Annotated in this window: 10 protein-coding genes, 1 tRNA gene and 5 pseudogenes; 8 read left to right on the top strand and 8 right to left on the bottom strand. The window is 39.4% G+C overall.

The window, feature by feature from the left end:
• Positions 1 to 28 precede the first annotated feature (28 nt).
• Together DXA05_RS13045 and DXA05_RS13040 are read right to left on the bottom strand one after the other, a co-directional pair.
• Positions 29 to 886: a PepSY-like domain-containing protein gene (locus DXA05_RS13045; RefSeq protein WP_128859233.1), complete on the bottom strand. Its 858-nt coding sequence runs from the start codon at positions 884 to 886 to the stop codon at positions 29 to 31.
• A gap of 21 nt (positions 887 to 907) precedes the next feature.
• Positions 908 to 1,345, bottom strand: coding sequence for a PepSY-like domain-containing protein (locus DXA05_RS13040; RefSeq protein ID WP_004306079.1), 438 nt, complete (start codon positions 1,343 to 1,345; stop codon positions 908 to 910).
• 317 nt (positions 1,346 to 1,662) lie between these two features.
• Here DXA05_RS13040 and DXA05_RS13035 point away from each other — a divergent pair.
• The 3 genes and pseudogenes from DXA05_RS13035 (at position 1,663) to DXA05_RS13025 (ending at position 4,509) form a co-directional block, all read left to right on the top strand.
• Positions 1,663 to 2,813: pseudogene (locus DXA05_RS13035) on the top strand (NEW3 domain-containing protein).
• 3 nt (positions 2,814 to 2,816) lie between these two features.
• The gene (locus DXA05_RS13030) at positions 2,817 to 3,560 is read left to right on the top strand and encodes an ABC transporter ATP-binding protein (protein ID WP_128859232.1); all 744 of its coding nucleotides are present in this window, start codon (positions 2,817 to 2,819) and stop codon (positions 3,558 to 3,560) included.
• Complete coding sequence (locus DXA05_RS13025) at positions 3,553 to 4,509, top strand: ABC transporter permease (protein WP_004295992.1); 957 nt, start codon at positions 3,553 to 3,555, stop codon at positions 4,507 to 4,509. Before DXA05_RS13030 ends, DXA05_RS13025 begins: the two co-directional genes overlap by 8 nt.
• A gap of 129 nt (positions 4,510 to 4,638) precedes the next feature.
• On the opposite strand, the gene DXA05_RS13020 is transcribed toward DXA05_RS13025, so the two are convergent.
• The 5 genes and pseudogenes from DXA05_RS13020 to DXA05_RS13000 form a co-directional block, all read right to left on the bottom strand.
• Complete coding sequence (locus DXA05_RS13020; RefSeq protein WP_004312440.1) at positions 4,639 to 5,913, bottom strand: HAMP domain-containing sensor histidine kinase; 1,275 nt, start codon at positions 5,911 to 5,913, stop codon at positions 4,639 to 4,641.
• Positions 5,914 to 5,934: 21 nt separating this feature from the next.
• Positions 5,935 to 6,611, bottom strand: a pseudogene (locus DXA05_RS13015) (response regulator transcription factor).
• A 214-nt stretch (positions 6,612 to 6,825) separates the two neighbouring features.
• A complete protein-coding gene (gene proS / locus DXA05_RS13010) occupies positions 6,826 to 8,319 on the bottom strand; it encodes a proline--tRNA ligase (protein WP_004312439.1) in 1,494 nt (497 codons plus the stop codon).
• Between the two features lie 170 nt (positions 8,320 to 8,489).
• Complete coding sequence (locus tag DXA05_RS13005) at positions 8,490 to 8,918, bottom strand: DUF2867 domain-containing protein (RefSeq protein ID WP_004312438.1); 429 nt, start codon at positions 8,916 to 8,918, stop codon at positions 8,490 to 8,492.
• A gap of 139 nt (positions 8,919 to 9,057) precedes the next feature.
• A tRNA-Gly gene (locus DXA05_RS13000) sits at positions 9,058 to 9,130 on the bottom strand.
• Positions 9,131 to 9,906: 776 nt separating this feature from the next.
• Here DXA05_RS13000 and DXA05_RS12995 point away from each other — a divergent pair.
• From DXA05_RS12995 to DXA05_RS12975, 5 genes and pseudogenes are all read left to right on the top strand, one after another.
• Positions 9,907 to 11,318, top strand: a pseudogene (locus DXA05_RS12995) (TolC family protein).
• Between the two features lie 6 nt (positions 11,319 to 11,324).
• Positions 11,325 to 12,310: pseudogene (locus DXA05_RS12990) on the top strand (HlyD family efflux transporter periplasmic adaptor subunit).
• Between the two features lie 22 nt (positions 12,311 to 12,332).
• On the top strand, positions 12,333 to 13,517 hold the full coding sequence (locus DXA05_RS12985) for an ABC transporter permease (protein ID WP_004312435.1): 1,185 nt from the start codon (positions 12,333 to 12,335) through the stop codon (positions 13,515 to 13,517).
• Positions 13,501 to 14,684 (top strand): annotated as a pseudogene (locus DXA05_RS12980) (ABC transporter permease). The gene DXA05_RS12985 and the pseudogene DXA05_RS12980 overlap by 17 nt, the downstream one beginning before the upstream one ends.
• Positions 14,685 to 14,913: 229 nt before the next feature.
• Positions 14,914 to 18,903 carry a two-component regulator propeller domain-containing protein gene (locus DXA05_RS12975; RefSeq protein WP_128859231.1) on the top strand — a complete coding sequence of 1,330 codons (3,990 nt, stop codon included), beginning with the start codon at positions 14,914 to 14,916 and terminating at the stop codon, positions 18,901 to 18,903.
• A 125-nt stretch (positions 18,904 to 19,028) separates the two neighbouring features.
• Here the strand turns inward: DXA05_RS12975 and DXA05_RS12970 are convergent, their stop codons facing one another.
• Complete coding sequence (locus DXA05_RS12970) at positions 19,029 to 20,918, bottom strand: TonB-dependent receptor (protein WP_165861513.1); 1,890 nt, start codon at positions 20,916 to 20,918, stop codon at positions 19,029 to 19,031.
• Between the last annotated feature and the right edge of the window lie 10 nt (positions 20,919 to 20,928).

Here is a 20,928-nt window from a genome sequence, read left to right as displayed (position 1 = left end):
ATTATGTTTCAGAATTATGCACTTTGACCTATGAAAGGACAGTACCGTTCTCGCCTATGTTTACTACTTTATCTACATCCCCCTTCTCAAGTTCAATTCGATAATATATGCTACCATCTGCTTTTTCAATATACTCCGCTTCGTCAAAACGATATTCTCCATATTGATTATTGAGAGTATTGTTTACTGCTTCAGGCAATTCATTCTGACGTATTTCCCATGAAGTAGAATACCAATTTCCAGTCTGGTTGAACAATACATCTTTTGAGATTCCATTATGAATGATATCTACCTCTGTAAATCCAAAATCCCAATCATTTCTATCATCTTCAACGTCTACTTCCATGATTCTTACATTCGGATACTTTTCATTGATGAAGTTTTTCATAGCTTCAGTCAATTGTACAGGAAGATGTTCGCTGTTATCATCATCAGTGTCTACAATGCTTTTAATCAGAGTTCCATCAGCAGAATAATACAAATCGACCTCCTGATTCTGCTTTTCGACTTCAATTACGAAAACAGTTTCAACGCCTGTCCGTTCCAGTTTGTCTATATCATCCCGCTTCCATGAGGCATATTCGCTGTTCTCAAAAGACATTTTTACTGCTTGTGGTAATGCATTGTAAGGAATGTCCGTTTCTGTCATTTGCCATTTACCATCTTGGGTGAACCATGCAGATGCTTCATATCCGTCATAGAAATCTGCTACATAATATCCAGACTTAGTTTCCCACTTCACATTTGCAGCATTAGGGAATTTGGATGAAAATGCACTTTGAAGTTCGGCAGGAACAGCTATTGAACCATCGTCATCGTTGTCACAACTTTGCAGACTCCATGTGACGCTTAGTGCCAGTAAAAGTGTATAAATCTTTAGTTTCATCTTTGTTCAATTTAAATAGGTTTAGAAATCAATATCAATCAAATTAAATTTCAGGTCAAACTTCAGTTCCGTACGGTTGGACAGTTTTACTTCATAATCTTTCTTATCTCTCTCAATTTTTAGAATTTTAGCATCAGGGTAATTGGTCGTTACGTATTTCTGAATAGCTGCCGGAATAATTGCTGTAGGTACAGAACTATATTTGCAGTTCACTTCTTCCCAGTTGCCTTTGTTGTCAAACTCCACTTTATCGCCATTCGTGAAAATCACTTCATAACTTTTATAAAAGAAATCACTCTCCATTTTGGCTAATGCTACTTTGCTGTCGGCAAAATGCTGTTTGATAAACTGCTGTGCCGGTTGTGGCATTTGAGTTACCTGGATTGGTTTGTCGTCATCTGCACGAGCTACTGTTTGCAAAGTGAAAAGACACACTAATAAGAATACTAACTTTTTCATAATCGTTGTTTTTTAATATTGGTTTTTACTATTATTATTAATTTGATAATGCAAAGATGAGAGGAGAATCTGAAAAGATTTGGGAATTTTGAGAATTTCCGAAAAAAAAATCGAAAAATATAGTGACGCTATCCGGTTAACATAGCGTCACTATACATAAAGGATACCGTCACCATCCTATAGAGATAGTGTCACTATAATTTCTTCTTGAAATTAGATTCTTTAGGATTCTTTTAAAACTACTAATAGATACATCGTTTATTTTTGCACACACAAATTTGACAATATTCATATTAAACAACCATAAGAACTTTTGTATGACTATGAGAACAAATTATTTTTTATTATTAGCTATTCTATTGGGGATGATCCCTATGAGTTACACGCACGCCAATGATTCAATACCTAAGAGCGTGATTCTGTACACACCTTACACAAAAATCTCCGTATCTCCCGGAGCGTCAATTGACTACAGTATTGATCTTATCAACAACACAGACCAGTTGACGAATGCGAATCTTTCTGTCAGCGGATTGTCCTCCAGTTGGAAACACGAGATGAAATCCGGTGGCTGGAGCCTTAGCCAACTATCGGTACTTCCCAAAGAGAAAAAGACTTTCAATTTAAAAGTCGAAGTCCCATTAAAAGTGAATAAAGGTAATTATCACTTTGTGGTATATGCCGGAAACGCCAAACTTCCATTGGATGTAGTGGTTGCTCAAAAAGGAACATACCAGACTGAATTTACTACCGACCAACCCAACATGCAGGGAAATTCCAAATCAACCTTCACTTTCAGTGCCACTTTAAAGAATCAGACTGCCGACCAGCAGCTATATGCTTTGATGGCTAATGCACCCAGAGGTTGGAATGTAGTTTTTAAACCTAACTATAAGCAAGCCACTTCTGCACAAGTGGAAGCCAACAGCACTCAAAATGTAAGTATAGATATTACTCCTCCTGCCAATGTAGAAGCCGGCAGTTACAAAATTCCGGTACGCGCCGCTACAGGTACCACTCTGCCGAATTGGAACTGGAAGTGGTTGTTACCGGCTCTTATCAAATGGAACTGACTACTCCCCGTGGGTTATTGAGTACAGATGTCACAGCAGGTGATATAAAGAAAATAGAACTGGAAGTCAGAAATACAGGTTCTTCATTACTGAAAGATATTCAGCTGTCTGCTAATAAACCAGCTGACTGGGAAGTAACTTTCGAACCTTCAAAAATCGATGCGCTAAAAGCCGGAGAGACATCAACGGTTATGGCTACTTTGAAAGCTTCTAAAAAAGCATTGCCAGGCGACTATGTGACTACCATCATGGCAAAAACTCCTGAAGTAAATGCAGATGCGCAGTTCAGAGTTGCAGTAAAAACTCCGATGATATGGGGATGGGTAGGCGTTCTTATCATTATTGCCACCATCGGCGTGGTTTACTATCTGTTCCGTAAATATGGAAGGAGGTAAATTATGGGCGAACAAGTGATCGTACTTACCGATTTGACCAAACAATACGGTAATTTCACTGCTGTAGATCATATTCGCCTGAATATCCGGAAAGGAGAAATCTTCGGATTACTGGGACCGAATGGTGCTGGAAAATCAACTACTATCTTAATGATGTTGGGATTGACAGAGCCTACTTCGGGAACAGTTGAAATTTGTGGAATCAATTCTACTACACACCCCATTGAAGTAAAAAGGAAAATTGGGTATTTGCCAGAAGATGTAGGATTCTATGATGATATGACAGGACCGGAGAATTTGATCTATACAGCGCGATTAAATGGTATTTCTGATAAAGAGGCAAAAACCAAGGCTCTGGAACTGATGAAGCGGGTAGGCCTTGAAGATCAGTTAGCCAAAAAGACAGGGAAATACTCTCGTGGTATGAGACAGCGGTTGGGATTGGCTGATGTACTTATTAAAAATCCGGAGATTATTATTCTCGATGAGCCGACTTCAGGGATTGACCCTGCAGGTGTTCAGGAATTTATCGAACTGATTCGCTGGTTGAGTAAAGAAGAAGGACTGACAGTGCTTTTCTCTTCCCATCATCTGGATCAGGTACAGAAAGTGTGCGACCGGGTAGGTTTGTTCAGTAATGGCCAATTACTTGCTTTGATCGATATGGCAGAATTGAAAGATAAGAAGCAGGAATTGTCTGATATTTATAACCATTATTTTGAGGAAGGAGGAGAAAGACATGAATAAAGTCAATCATCCTTTTTGGGTTATCGTCAACAAGGAAATTTCCGATCATGTCAAAAGTTGGCGTTTTATTATACTAATAGGTATTATAGCACTTACCTGTATGGGGTCGCTATATACAGCACTCACCAATATTAGTGAAGCCATCAAACCTAATGATCCGGACGGTTCGTTTCTTTTCTTGAAGTTGTTTACGGTTTCAGATGGGACTCTCCCCTCTTTTGTGCTGTTTATTAACTTCTTAGGTCCCCTATTGGGAATCGCTTTGGGATTTGATGCAGTCAATTCCGAACAAAATAAAGGAACATTGAGCCGTATGCTGTCCCAGCCTATTCATCGCGATTGCATTATCAATGCGAAGTTTGTGGCTGCTTTGATTGTGATAGGTATCATGTTGTTTGTATTGGGCTTTCTGGTGATGGGATGTGGGCTGATTGCTATTGGTATTCCTCCTACGGCAGAAGAGTTTTGGAGAATTGTTTTCTTCATCATTACCAGTATCTTTTATGTAGCATTCTGGTTGAATCTGGCTATTCTGTTCTCACTCCGTTTCCGTCAGGCAGCGACTTCTGCATTAGCATCTGTGGCCGTTTGGCTGTTTTTTAGTGTATTCTATACCATGATTGTTAATTTGGTGGCAAAAGGGTTGAGTCCGTCACAGATGGCATCACCTTATCAGATTATCAGTTATCAGAAGTTTATTCTAGGGTTGATGCGTTTGGCACCGAGTGAACTGTTTAATGAAGCTACCACCACACTATTGATGCCTTCTGTCAGAAGTTTGGGGCCATTGACTATGGAACAGGTACAGGGAGCTATCCCTAGTCCGCTCCCATTGGGACAAAGTCTTTTAGTTGTATGGCCACAGTTGACCGGATTGATTGCGGCAACGGTTATTTGCTTCGCTATTTCTTATATCATGTTTATGAGGAGAGAAATACGATCCCGATAACCTGCTCACTATAAAAGACGCAGAGGACACGGAGAAACAGGTGAATGGATATACCTGACAAATTGGTTTTATGATAACCGACAGGTCGTTCACTTAAAATCCGTGTCCTCTGTGTTTTTCAGATGAATCTTATGATTGGGAAATCTCGAAGCAATGTTCATTCTGCTCGAAGTAATATTTTATATTCAGATGTTGCAAACGACAGATGGAATCGGCTATAGCTAATCCCAGCCCTGTAGATCCTTCTTTTTTGCTACCCTGATAGAAACGTTCGAAGATATGTTCCTTGTTCAGCGGATGTTCCACTCCCGAATTTCGGAAAGTAATACCGTTCTTAGTAACGGTGATTCGGATATGTCCTCCATCAATATTATGTACAAATGCATTTTTCAGGAGGTTAGTGAGCAAAGCAACAGCCAGGGATTCGTTCATTGTCACCTTGAAAACGCCTTGTTCATCTATCGTGACTTCTATGTTGCGATAATCATAAACTTCTTCGTAATCTTGCAGATATTGTTTGAGAAGTACATTGAGTTCCAATTCTTTGGTATCCGTAAACTGACCATTATCAATCTTGGAAAGCAATAATAGGGATTTGTTTAATTTAGTAATGTATTCTAAAGTCTGATGCGTTTTCATCAGTTCTTCCAGTTGTTTTTCTGATAGCGAATCATCTTCCATCAACATTTCCAATCGATTACGGCAGATAGCAAGTGGAGTTTGTATCTCGTGTGAAGCATTTCCGATAAACTGTTTTTGTTGTTCGAACATCTGCTCCGTACGTTCCACATAACGAATGGCAGCCTCATTTAATTTCCGGAATTCCGTGATTTGAGTATCGTTACTCAAAGGTTTATTTCTTTTTCCTGTTTGATAACCGTCCAGCCAGTGTAGAAGTACATAGAGCGGTCGCATATTCCGGTAAAATACCCATACGGAAATGATAATAATGCAGAATAATAAAGCTACATATAGAAATATAATCCACATTTGGATGGCATCTCTCAAATCATCTTTTTCAATGCTGGGGGTCGATACTGTCAGTTCGTGGTATCGTCCTTCATCATCTTTAAAGATAGTAGTAAGAATACGTGCCGGCTCGGTCTCTCCTTTTTCTTCAATGTATACCATAGAGTCTTTATACTGAATATCCTCCCGGCTTTCCGCATACTCTTTGCTTACTTCCATCATATAATATTGATTGTTGGAGCCATTGGTTTTAGAAGGTAGCTCCTCTCCTGCCAATGCCCGGATAATGATGGTTTCCGAATAATCTTCCAAAGCATCATCCACTTCATCGTTGACTTCATCGATCATCGTAACATAAAAGAAGATAGCCCAGACCGTCAGTATGAGAGTCAGAGCAAGGGTAATACGAAGAATGATGTAATATATTAATTTCATGGACAATAATCTCTTTCCTTTTTATTCTACTATCATTTTATACCCAAATCCATAGACTGCTTTAATTTCAATAGTTGCACCCGAATCCTTGAGCTTTTTGCGAAGATTCTTGATTTGTGCATATATGAAGTCAAAATTATCGACCTGATCGATATGGTCTCCCCACACTGATTCGGCCAAAGTGTTTTTATTGATTAATCTCCCAGGGCGATTGATAAAATATAACAGGATATCATATTCTTTTCTATTTAGTTCCACTTCCTGCTCGTTGACAAATACACGATATTTATCCGGTTCTATCCGTACGTTGCCTTGGCGGATATCAATCTCTCCATCATGCTGATGGCGACGAATCACGCTTTTAATTCGTGCATTTAGTTCAACCAAATGAAATGGCTTTGGCAAATAATCGTCCGCTCCCAGTTCTAATCCCAAAACTTTGTCTTCCAGAGAGTCTTTCGCGGAATAATAATCACGTTCTCCCGCTTATGGAGAGCTTTCAGTCGTTCAAGAAGATCAAGTCCGCTTCCGTCCGGTAGCATGATGTCCAATAAGATACAATCATAGTCGTAATCTTCAATTTTGCGTAGAGCAGAATTGAAGTCACTGGCTGTTTCTACAACGTAACGTTCTTTTTCAAGTGAACATTGAATCAGTTCTCTCAAAGAGGGTTCGTCTTCTACAATCAATATCTTCATAATTTTGTCTCCTTTCTTTTTTACATACTACAAAGAAAAGGGATATTTCTGAAATAAAACTGAAATGGATTGAAAAAAGAGCTTGAAATAACTATTGAATGTCTAATGAACTATTAGGACAGGCCATAAATAATATAATATGGAAGGAAAAAAAGAAAAGGATGAAAGCGATTGAGCCGTTTCCATCCTTTTTATAATTATGTGCGAATTTTGTTTAATAAGAACGTGCAAATATCACGCGGCAAGCAGATGGTTTACCTGTTACCATACATTTACCAGGTTCTTTGTCTCCCGGAACAAATGACTCGAACGGAATACAACGAATGGTTGCTTTAGTTTCTTCCTTAATTTTTTCTTCGGTTTCAGTAGTTCCATCCCAATGAGCCAGAATAAATCCGCCTTCTTCGATTTTTTCTTTAAATTCGTCATAGGTGTCTACTGTTGTAATCTTGGAGTTACGGTAGTCCAATGCTTTCTTGTAGATATTAGCTTGCATTTCTTCAAGCAAATTCTGAACGTATGTTTCAATGCCTTCACAAGTAACCGTTTCTTTTTCCAGTGTATCACGGCGCATCACTTCCATAGTGTTGTTTTCAAGATCGCGACCACCCATAACCAAACGAACAGGTACACCCTTCAATTCATAATCAGCGAATTTGAAGCCCGGGCGTTTGTTATCTGCATTATCATATTTCACAGAGATACCCAATGCTTTCAACTTAGCTACAATGCCTTCTACTTTAGCGTCAATTTGTTTCAGTTGTTCGTCATTCTTATAGATAGGAACGATTACTACCTGAATCGGAGCCAAATGTGGAGGTAATACCAATCCGTTGTCATCCGAGTGAGTCATAATCAATGCACCCATCAAACGAGTAGAAACACCCCATGAAGTAGCCCAAACATACTCCAACTTGTTTTCCTTGTTAACGAACTGAACATCGAATGCCTTTGCAAAGTTTTGTCCCAGGAAGTGGGAAGTACCACTTTGCAATGCTTTTCCGTCCTGCATCATGGCTTCTATTGTGTAAGTGTCAAGTGCACCTGCAAAACGTTCATTGGCTGATTTCACTCCCTTTACAACGGGAACAGCCATATATTTTTCTGCAAATTCACCATATACATTCAACATTCTGATTGCTTCTTCCTCTGCTTCTTCACGGGTAGCATGAGCGGTATGTCCCTCTTGCCACAGGAATTCGGCAGTACGCAGGAAAAGACGGGTACGCATTTCCCAACGGAAAACATTCGCCCATTGGTTGCAGAGAATAGGCAGGTCACGGTATGACTGAATCCAGTTCTTATAAGTATTCCAGATGATTGTTTCTGATGTCGGACGGATAATCAATTCCTCTTCCAATTTAGCTGCAGGATCTACTACAACTCCTGAACCGTCTTCCGCATTCTTCAAACGATAATGTGTTACTACGGCACACTCTTTCGCAAACCCTTCTACGTGTTCTGCTTCGCGGCTTAAGAATGATTTCGGGATTAATAGCGGGAAGTATGCATTTACGTGTCCTGTTTCCTTGAACATGTCGTCCAATTGACGTTGCATTTTCTCCCAGATAGCGTATCCGTAAGGCTTAATCACCATACATCCGCGCACAGCAGACTGTTCTGCCAAATCAGCTTTTACCACCAAATCGTTATACCACTGTGAGTAGTTTTCACTACGTTTGGTAAGGTCTTTCAGTTCTTTTGCCATTATATTTTTCTATTTAAAGTTTTCTTGAGTGTTAAAACAGGGTGCAAAAATACGAAAAATGCATGAACTGCCCTATTCTTCATGCATTAATTTTCTAAAGTCATGTACTTCTATATTACATATCTCATTTTTCATATTCGTTATATAGTTGCATCCGCGACTGTGCTTGTTCAGCATAGCGCTTTTTTGAGAACTAAAGGCACTATGACCCGATGAAAAGGTTTTATACAAAAGAAATAAGCCTTTCCTACCCAATTATGGTATTTTACTAATGTGGTAACCTCAATCATTTGTTTTCCTGTTTCCAATGGCGTAATGAAAATATCGACATAAAACAATAAATGTTTATCGTCTTTTCTCATAATTGCTTCTTGCTTGTCTTCCTCTATAATAAGTTCTTCACTTTCAATAGCTTTAGTTTCTATACCGAAAGGTTTGACTAAACAGGCCCTTATTGCATACAACATTCGGAGCCAAGCGGGGTTATGAGCAAAGACTTTTAAAATAATATCTTTAGGAGACAAACGATTTTCTGTAACTTCTATGGAAAAACTGTCACTGTAATCTACGGGGAGATATTTCTCTATTTCCTTAGCCATATTGGTTATTCAATTAGGGTTATTCTACAATATGTTCAGTTTAGGTTTCGTCCGATAATAGATAAAACCATAGAAAAGGGGGCTTGAAAAATAAAAAATCAGGCAGTTTTTTTTAAGATAACCACCTGATTTTCAAAAGAGCGGTAAACGAGGCTCGAACTCGCGACCCCCAGCTTGGGAAGCTAGTGCTCTACCAACTGAGCTATTACCGCATATTTACTGCATTTCTCGACTCAAAAGCCTTATGAAATGGTGATGCAAAGGTAAACATAATTTTTATATCTCAAATAAAATCGCAGAAATTTTAATGCAAGAAAAAAGAGAAATTAAAGCCTCTTCAATTCTTTTGTTTTGATGAAAAACAACCGGATATGAAAAAACGCATATTAGTAGCCCGTATAATTAAAAATATACAGATTGGCGATAGTCGCTATAGAAAAAATTCCAGGATTTCCGGTTAATAAGATTCAGATATAAACTATTTTAGTGAATAATCTATCACTAGGTTCTAAATAGAGAATGAATATTGAATATGTGAGAACAAAGTTGCTTATATTATTTCAAATTGACAGATTTAGTTTCTAGCAAAATAAATAAGATTTAGAGACAAACTGGTACTTTATGGGCTGTTTGGTAGCTTTCTTTTAAAGGGAGAACACGCTTCTCACCGACCAACGGTTGGTTCCATTTAAAGGAACAGAGCTTTTCCTTTAAAGAAACAACTCCAATATGCATTTATATTTTGTATAATCAAGTAGTTTATATCCATTAATAACACGCTTATTGCATATACTTGCATTATTTTATGCATCATTTTTTCTATCTGATAGAAATGATGCAAACGTGATTCAAAGAGAAGATGAAAAATAGAACATCTTATAAAAAAGCGTTGAAACCTTCTTTTGTTGTATTGCTATATTCTTTCTGATGAACAAACCTCTCTTTTCATCTGTTAGAATATCTCAAATTCAGATATAACCTAACCAGTATGAAAAAAAATAAGCGACTTTGTATACTATTGACTTTGTATTTTTCCATCGGTCAGATAGATGCACAGATACCATTAAGTTTCGAAGAATCACTGCATCTGTTGAATCAAGGAAATCAGAGTCTGAAAATAGCGGATAAGAGTATTGAGATTGCGAAGGCTGAACGTGATAAGTTGAATGCTTTTTGGTATCCCAGTCTTCAGTCTACAGGTGCGTTTGTACACATGTCGGAGAAGATCGAAGTTAAACAGCCTTTATCGCAGTTTACCGATCCGGCTAAAGACTTTGTACATTCCATTATTCCGGATGACCAGATCATTTCGTCTATACTGGATCAAATTGGGGCAAATACCCTTATATTTCCTTTGACTCCAAGAAATTTGACAACTGTTGATTTATCAGCCGAGTGGGTACTCTTTTCCGGTGGTAAGCGTTTTCATGCCACCAACATCGGAAGAACGATGGTTGATCTGGCACGGGAAAGTCGGGCACAGGTATCGGCCAATCAGCAAAGTTTATTGGTTGAAAGCTATTACGGGCTTCGACTGGCACAACAAATTGTGACGGTTCGTGAAGAAACCTACAACGGATTGAAGAAACATTATGAAAATGCCTTGAAGTTAGAGGCAGCAGGAATGATTGACAAAGCAGGAAGGCTTTTTGCCAGGTAAATATGGATGAAGCCAAACGTGCATTGGAAGCTGCGCGAAAAGAAGAAACAGTAGTGCAAAGTGCCTTAAAGGTTTTGCTGAATAAAAAGGATGCAGATGCCAATATCATTCCTACCTCTCCCCTTTTTATGAATGATTCATTGCCACCTAAAATGCTATTTGATCTTTCAGTAAACAGTGGGAACTATACACTCAACCAATTACAGCTGCAGCAGCATATTGCCAAACAAGAAGTGCGGATTGCTCAAAGCGGCTATTTGCCGAATATAGCCCTTTTTGGAAAACAGACCTTGTATTCGCATGGTATTCAGAGTAATTTATTACCGCGTACCATGGTAGGCATTGGTTTTACATGGAACCTCTTTGACGGACTGGATCGTGAAAAAAGAGTGCGGCAATCAAAATTAACGGAACAAACTCTGGCTTTAGGCCAGATGAAGGCCCGTGATGATCTGGCTGTTGGGGTAGATAAGCTTTATACGCAGCTGGAAAAGGCACAGGATAATGTAAAAGCTTTAAATGCAACGATTGCTTTAAGTGAAGAATTGGTACGCATCCGAAAGAAATCATTTACAGAAGGGATGGCAACTTCTACCGAAGTTATTGATGCTGAAACCATGCTTGCCAGTGTAAAAGTGGCTCGCCTGGCAGCATATTATGAATATGATGTGGCACTAATGAATCTACTCTCGCTTTGTGGCACACCGGAACAATTTGCAAACTATCAACCTAAACCGTAACAAACAATGAAACCAACTAGTAAAACCCTATCATGGGCTTTTGTCATCATTCTTCTGGCTGTCGGTATTTTCACCGGCTTGGGAGTTATATTAATGCATAAACAGCCGCTGGTCTTGCAAGGACAAGCTGAAGCAACAGAAATCCGTATCAGTGGGAAACTTCCCGGCCGTATCGACACTTTCTTCGTTCAGGAGGGAGACTGGGTACACCGGGGAGATACTCTTGTCGTCATTAATAGCCCTGAAGTACATGCCAAGTATCAACAAGTGAATGCCTTGGAACAGGTGGCAGTACAACAGAACAAGAAAATAGATGCCGGAACCCGTCGTCAGATCGTGGCTACTGCACTGCAATTATGGAATAAAACGAAGAGCGATCTTACTCTCGCCCAGACAACTTACAACCGTATTCTTACTTTATATAAGGACAGTGTCATTACTTCTCAAAGAAAGGATGAAGTAGAAGCTATGTATAAAGCGGCTGTAGCAGCCGAACGTGCTGCCTATGAACAGTATCAGATGGCTGTAGATGGTGCACAAAAAGAAGATAAAGCGTCTGCTGCCAGCATGGTGGATGCTGCTCGAAGCACAGTGGATGAAGTCTCGGCTTTGCTGGTCGATGCTCGGTTGACCGCTCCGGAAAACGGTCAGATAGCAACAATCTTCCCTAAACGTGGAGAGTTGGTTGCACCGGGAACTCCCATTATGAATTTGGTGGTGGTGGATGATATACATGTTGTTCTTAACGTGCGGGAAGATCTGATGCCGCAATTTAAAATGGACGAAACATTTGTTGCGGATGTGCCCGCTATCGGTAAAAAAATATTGAATTCAAAATCTATTATATTAGTCCGCTAGGCAGTTTTGCTACCTGGAAATCAACCAAGCAAACCGGAAGTTATGACTTACGTACCTTTGAGATTCATGCCCGTCCAACCCAAAAGGTGGATGACTTGCGTCCCGGCATGTCCGTGTTATTGACTTTAGATTAATCGACATCAAATAAACCAGAGAATGGATGAATCACAAACATATTCCCCTTTTCGTTCCGTACTGCTCAGAGAGTGGTGGCGAATGACTTCACGGCGCCTTTATTTTGGTGTCTGCATTGTCTTGCCATTGTTCACCCTTTTCTTTATGGCTACGATCTTTGGTAACGGACAGATGGAAAACATTCCTATTGGTATTGTCGATCAGGATAATACTGCTACTTCCCGGACGATAGTCAGGAATATTTCTGCCGTACCAACTTTTAAAGTGACAAAGCATTTTGTAAATGAAGCAGCTGCCCGTGAATCTGTGCAAAAGAAAGAGATTTATGGATATCTTTCCATACCTCCCCAATTTGAACAGAATGCGATTACCGGAAAGAATGCAACACTCTCCTACTATTATCATTATGCATTAATGTCGGTAGGTGGTGAGTTGATGGCGGCATTCGAAACTTCCTTAGCTCCGGTGGCTCTTTCTCCTGTGGTGATGCAAGCGATGGCACTCGGAGTAGAACAGGATCAGATTACCACCTTTTTATTACCCGTACAAGCTAATAACCATCCGATATATAACCCTAGTCTGGATTATTCGGTATATTTAAGTCAGCCCTTTTTCTTTGTGCTGTTTCAGGTTTTGATTCTGTTGATTACCGTGTATGCGGTTGGCATTGAAATCAAGTTCCGCACAGCAGATGATTGGCTGGCGACTGCAAAAGGCAATATAGTGACAGCTGTTTTAGGTAAATTATTACCTTATACCATTATATATATACTGATAGGATGGTTGGCTAATTACGTCATGTTTGGTATTTTGCATATTCCTTTTCAGGGGAGTTGGTGGTTAATGAATATCATGACTGTGCTTTTCATCATTGCAACACAGGCTTTAGGGCTGTTTTTATTCTCGCTGTTTCCGGCAATATCGTTGGTTATAAGTGTAGTTTCTATGGTAGGTTCTCTGGGGGCTACTTTGTCCGGAGTAACCTTTCCGGTTCCCAATATGTATCCGTTGGTGAGGGATGCTTCCAATTTGTTCCCTGTCCGTCATTTTACGGAAATGATGCAAACCATGCTCTATGGAGGCGGTGGGTTTATCCATCTTTGGCCGTCGGCTGTGATACTCTGTATCTTCCCGTTGCTGGCCCTGTCGCTGCTTCCTCATTTAAAACGAGCTATAGAAAGTCATAAGTATGAAAACATTAAGTAAGTTACAACAGTTGTCATTCATCATTCGTCGTGAATTTCTAGCTATCAGTACCAGTTATGCGGTTTTACTGGTGTTGATGGGAGGAATCTTCGTTTACGGGTTGCTCTACAATTATATGTATGCACCGAATATTGTAACCGATGTACCTGTTGCCGTAGTCGACAATTCGCACAGTGAATTGAGCCGTGATTTTATCCGTTGGCTGGATGCTACTCCCCAAGCAGAGATTTTTAGTCAGGCTATGGACTATCACGAAGCAAAAGAATGGATGAAAGAAGGCAAAGTACAGGGAATACTCTACCTGCCTCATGATTTTGAGGAACGGGTGTTCCGGGGAGATGAAGCCGTATTTTCCCTTTATGCAACTACTGATGCCTTCTTGTATTTCGAAGCTTTGCAAGGTGCTTCTTCACGTGTCATGCTGGCTATTAATGATAAATACCGGCCAGATGAAGCAGTGTTTCTTCCACCACAAGGATTGCTCGCCGTAGCTATGGCGAAACCGATCAATGTGGAAGGCACTGCACTCTACAATTATACCGAAGGATATGGTTCCTATCTTATTCCGGCAGTCATGATGATTATAATTTTCCAGACCTTGCTGATGGTTATTGGTATGGTGACCGGAGAAGAATACAGTAGTAAAGGAATCCGTGCATATACTCCTTTGGGGTATGGCTGGGGAGTTGCTATTCGTATAGTGGCAGGAAAAACGTCCGTATACTGTACTCTTTATGCCATCTTTGCCTTTTTTCTATTAGGCTTGCTCCCTCACTTTTTCAGCATCCCCAATATTGGAAACGGATTGTACATCGTACTATTATTGATTCCATATTTGATGGCAACTTCTTTCTTGGGATTGGCTGCATCCAGGTATTTTACGGATTCTGAAGCTCCCCTACTCATGATCGCCTTCTTCTCCGTAGGATTAATCTTTCTTTCCGGCGTTTCCTATCCAATGGAACTAATGCCTGGTATTGGAAAGTAGTCCATTACATTTTCCCAGCTGCACCAGGCACACTCGCTTTTGTGAAACTGAATTCTATGGGAGCCAGTATGGCTGATATCAGACCGGAATATATAACTCTCTGGATACAGGCACTTATTTATTTTACAATAAGTATATGGGTCTATAAGAAGAAACTGGAATCAAATCTGATTAGTTAAATTAACAAAAACAAAACATGCGCTAATTATAACATATAGCAAAAGAACACTTTCAGATAAATCAACTTCGCAAAGTAAATAATCAACTTTGGAAATAAAAATGTTTCTAAATAGATGTTTTCTTGTAGAATCTCTCCTATTTCTTTGCATTTGTCATTGTTTTTGTCTAGTTTCGTTAACTGTTATGTTTATATGATCGTTAGAAGTAGTTTAAAAAACAACTATTTATATGAAATACATTGTATATATTCTTCTCTTTTTTCCTGTTTGGGTTACAGCACAAACATACAAATATATAGGAATAGAAGATGGCTTGAGCAATCGCCGGATATTCAATATTCAGAAAGATGCTCAGGGCTATATGTGGTTTCTTACAAATGAAGGGATGGACCGATACAACGGTAAAGATATAAAACACTATAAATTAAATAAAGAAGGCACTATTTTGGATGCTCCCATACGTTTGGGATGGTTATATACAGAACCACATATCGGTATATGGGTGGTTGGCAAACAAGGACGAGTCTTTCAATACGAAGCCGACAGAGACGATTTCAAAATGGTATATAAATTACCGGATACCTCTGAAGCAATAAGTTGTGGTTATCTGGATCGCAATGATAATATCTGGATATGTCGTAAAGATACTGTATTGCTGTATAATATTAAAGATGCTCATATAGTTCGATTTCCCAATGTATTGCATAGTAGTATTACGGCAATAGAACAAGTAGATGAGCACCATTTCTTTATAGCAACGGAGACGGGCGTACGATATGTCAAACTGGAGAATGGTATTTTAGAGACCATGCCTGTTGAAACACTGGACTATTTTCATGCACAGGTGAGTGAACTGTATTTTCATCGGCAATTAAAAAGATTGTTCATTGGTTCATTTGAAAGAGGAGTTTTTGTGTACGATATGAATACACAGGAAATTATACGTCCGGACGCTGATCTTAGTGATGTAAACATAGCTCGTATCAGCCCATTGAATGAAACAGAGTTACTGATTGCAACGGAAGGAATGGGGGTGTATAAAGTTAACGTAAATACCTGTGAACTGGAAGATTACATTATTGCTAATTATCAGAGTTATAATGAAATGAATGGAAATAATATCAATGATGTTTTTGTAGATGAAGAAAAGCGGATATGGCTTGCTAATTATCCAACAGGAATTACAGTGATTGATAATCGCTATGAAAATTATCATTGGATGAAACATGCTATGGGTAATGCACAGTCATTAATCAATGATCAGGTACAAGCGGTTATCGAAGATCATGAAGGTGATCTGTGGTTTGGAACTAGTAATGGTATTAGTCTTTATAATTCAAAAACAGGTCAGTGGCATTCATTTCTAAGCTCTTTTAATCATCAACTAAAGGACAAGAATCATATATTTATTACTTTATGTGAAGTGGCTCCTGGCATTATATGGGCAGGAGGATATACTTCCGGCATTTATAAAATAAATAAAGAAACGCTATCAGTTGAATACTTCTCTCCTTACCTTCTTTCTCACGTCAATATGCGTCCGGATAAATATATTCGTGATATAGTTAAAGATTCAAGAGGACATATCTGGTCGGGAGGCTATTATAATCTAAAATGTTTTGATTTGGAGACTAACAGTGCACGTCTATATCCGGGACTGAATTCCATAACATCAATTGTTGAAAAAGACAAAGATAATATGTGGATCGGAACTGCTGCTGGCTTGTATTTATTGAATCGAAATACTGGTGAATATCAGTATATTGAAATGGAGATAGGAATCACTTATATTAATACGCTTTATCAGGCAGATAATGGGTTGTTATATATCGGGACAAATGGTATGGGAGTATTTATCTATAATCCTCAAGATAAGACTTTCGAACATTATTTTTCTGATAATTCTGCTTTAGTTTCAAATAGAATATTTACAATATTGCCGGAAGTAGATGGACGTATAATGATGAGTACAGAGAACGGAATAACCTGTTTTCATACTAAAGAAAAGATATTTCGTAATTGGACTAGAGGAGAAGGCTTGTTGCCTGCATACTTTAACGCAGCGGCAGGAACGGTGCGTAAAAATAAAAACTTTGTATTCGGTAGTACGGATGGAGCAATTGAACTTCCGATGAATGTGAAATTCCCGGATTATAAGTTCTCCAGATTGGTATTTAGCGACTTTCATCTGTCTTATCAACCTGTTTATCCGGGTGTCAAGGATTCTCCTTTACAGAAAAGTATCGATGAGACAGATGTATTAGAGCTGGCTTATGATGAGAATACGTTTTCATTTGAAGTTTCTACAATCAATTATGATTCTCCCGGAAATGCACTATATTCGTGGAAATTAGAAGGCTTTTATGAGAAATGGACTCAACCGGGAGCAAATAATTTGATTCGTTTTACCAATTTGCCTCCAGGTAGATATATTCTTCATGTACGTGCTATATCCAGAGAAGAACATGACATTGTTTTTCAGGAACGTGCTATGAAAATTATCATCACGCAACCTTTTTGGTCGAGTTGGTGGGCTATCTTGTGTTATATTCTGTTGGTAATAGGGGGATTTTATTTTGTTCTACGTGTGATAAATCTAAGAAAACAAAAGAATATATCTGATGAAAAAACGCAGTTCTTCATCAATACGGCCCATGATATACGTACTCCGTTAACTTTGATAAAAGCACCTTTGGAGGAATTGCTGGAAGAAGAGAATCTTACCGACAACGGGATAACCCGTACGAACATTGCATTGAGGAATGTGGAAGTTCTTCTGCGACTGGTCAGCAATCTGATTAATTTTGAACGAACTGATGTATATTCCTCTAAAATGAGTGTTTCTGAGTATGAGCTGAATACTTATATGAATGAAATATATGATACATTCTCTTCTTATGCTGCCATTAGGCGTATTGAATATACATACGAGAGTACTTTCAGCTATATGAATGTATCGTTTGATAAGGAGAAGATGGATTCTATTTTGAAGAATATAATATCGAACTCGCTAAAATATACTCCGGAAAATGGAAAGGTCAGCATTTCCGTGTCCGATACGAATGATTCATGGAAAGTGATAATCAAGGATACAGGTATAGGTATTCCTGCCAGTGAACAAAGTAAGTTGTTCAAGCTTCATTTCCGTGCCAGCAATGCTATTAACTCTAAAGTGACGGGTAGTGGTATCGGATTAATGTTGGTAGGAAAACTGGTGAGCCTTCATGGAGGTAAAATTAGTGTAGATAGTGTCGAACATCAAGGTACGACAATCAAAATTGTTTTTCCGAAAAAGAATAAGAATTCTCAAAATATCAGTGACGAAGCACCTTCTAAATTTGAGGCGTTGGCTCCTGTACTGCCCGCTCCGAATGTACCAGCAAAGACAAACGCTACGATAGATAATCCAAATTTACGACGGATTCTTGTTGTAGAAGACAATGATGAGCTACGCTCCTATCTGGTCAGTTCATTATCTTCTATATATAATGTACAAGCTTGCGCTAACGGAAAGGAAGCGTTGATTATTATCAAAGAATATTGGCCGGAACTGGTTCTTTCTGATATCATGATGCCGGAGATGCGGGGAGATGAATTGTGTGTTGCTATCAAAAGTGATATTGAGATTTCACATATTCCTGTGTTGTTGCTTACTGCTTTGGGAGAAGAAAACAATATTCTGGATGGACTGTCGATTGGTGCGGACGAATATCTCATCAAACCTTTCAGCGTGAAAATATTACGGGCGAATATCGCTAATCTGTTGGCAAACCGGGAACTGTTGCGCATGAGATATGCCAATCTGGATATAGAAGCGAAATCAATGGTTCCATCTGCAAACGGTACTAACAGCCTCGATTGGAAGTTTATATCAAATGTAAAGAAAATCGTGGATGAGAATATAAACAACCCTGAATTTTCCGTTAATATGCTCTGTGAATCAAGTGGCATGAGCCGTACCAGTTTCTATTGTAAATTGAAAGCATTGACGGGACAGTCTCCGACAGAGTTTATTCGGGTGATGCGTTTGAAACGTGCTACCGAGTTATTGAAAGAGGGGGAATATGCCATTAATGAGATTTCAGACATGGTTGGATTCTCTGAAACTAAATATTTCCGGGAAGTATTCAAAAAATACTATAAGATGAGTCCGAGCAGGTATGCTAAAGGAGGAGGTAATCCCGCTGCTACTGATCTGGAAGATGACGACGAAGATTGATAAATAGAAAAATAGATGAATAAGTCCTATTATTATAATATGTTCTCCCCTGCTATGAATATCTTTAGCAGAGGAGAACTTTCTTTTTCAAGACTTATTGTTCTGATTTTGGAAAAGTGGGATATTTAAAAGTTCAAATTAATACCACCCATAAACGTAGCTTTCGGCATGGGATAACCTGCATTTATTTCATAGCGTTGCGCCAACAGGTTTTCTCCTTTCACAAAGAGATTAGCGAAATGACAGAGACGATAATTTCCCCGAAGGTTCCACAAGACAAAACTATCTTGTTGCTCGTTGTTTTGTATTACAGAGGTATAAAGCCCCTTTACATATTGTATACCTGTTGATACACTCCAACGTCCGGAAGTATAATCTACTCCTGCGTACAATTTATGCTCGGGAGCGGCAAGAACAGGATTTTCCATGTGAAGCCAGCTATAATTGGCATTGACATTCCAATGTGAATTCATGCGATAACCAATGTTGGTTTCCAACCCCCAGTTTTCTATTTCGCCGGAATTGATATTTAATGGAGGAACCAAACCGTTCGACATAATCACATTATCCCCATTGATATAATAAAGGTTGACTCCGTAGGATAACGCGCCTTCCAACAAACGTTGTGAATATGAAAGTTCGTAACTTATCAGTTTCTCCGGTTTTAGTTCCGGGTTGGCAGGGGTAAACATATACATTTCTCGAATCGTCGGATTGCGGTAGCCTTTGCTAACCATTGCTTTAAGTTCTCCATGCTTCGGCAAATGAAAGGCCAACCCACCTTGTGGAATCCATTCAGTACCTACATGCGAATGATGGTCTACACGAATACCTGCATCCAATGAGAACCAGCTATTGATATCCTGACGGAAATCAATGTATCCGGCAAACTCATCCATTTGCTTGTCTACCCCCGGAGTATGTTCACCTGTAGCTACAACCTTGTTCCACGATTCACCTCCGAAGTGCTGATAATCCAGCCCTACGGTCAAACGGTTGCCGGTAAAGAGAGTGGCACTTTGATACCATGACACACCCAACATCTTATCTTTGGAGTTGAAATGTGACTTTTGCGGTTCTTTTCCTATCTGATAACCATCATTGATTTTATGCCGTCCCCAGTTATAGAAAAAGCTCAAAGCACCCGAAGTCTTCTCGTAATGATTCTTTAAAGCAAATGATGTCATTCCGCGAGTGATACGGGAATCGTTGTCGATCAATGGTACTTGAATAGTTCCCGGATTGGAAGCATTAAAGTGAGTCACGTTTACATCTCCCCATAACTTCCAGAAAGAGCTGATGTCATAGCCTAACTTTGCATATCCACCGTATTGCTCGAATTTCATATCAGGGCGATGTCCGTCCGTACGATTATATGAGCCGGTTACGACACTACTGAAACGTCCCTTTTTGACACGGTTGGAAAATTCAGTCTGTAATGTGTTGTATGAACCATAGCCCACTTGCATATTCGTATTTACTCCATCTTCCTGTTGCTTGCGGGTGACAATATTAATCACTCCACCCATTGCATTCGAACCATAAAGCACGGATGCGGGGCCTCGTAACACTTCTACTTTTTCTGCCATCATCGATTGATAAGCATCCGCTATCGGATGTCCCATCACCCCCATGTACTGCGGATGACCGTCAATCAATACCAATAATCCCGCTGTCGGGCTACCACCGATACCGCGCAGGCTCATACCTCCCGCAGCTCCGCCGGATACACCATATCCCATGACGCCACGATTGGTAGTGAATAATCCCGGCACCTGCTCCGTCAATAACGGCAACAGAGAAGGTTCATATCTTTTCTCAATCTGTTGCCTGCTGACTACGGAAATAGTCATCGGAAGATGACGTACATCTGTCTCATTACGTGTCCCGGTGACTACAACTTCATCGATCATATAATTTCTTCCGGCCTGTGTACTGTCTCTCTTAGTCTGTGCCATTCCCGAGAGGGAAAGCAAACTACCGAACAGGAATAAACAAGCTGTATTTCTTCTCATACTTTATTTC

It is taken from the genome of Bacteroides sp. AM54-2NS, from assembly GCF_003602935.1.
Taxonomy (GTDB): Bacteria; Bacteroidota; Bacteroidia; order Bacteroidales; family Bacteroidaceae; genus Bacteroides; species Bacteroides xylanisolvens.
This window is presented reverse-complemented; position numbering and strand designations above follow the sequence as displayed.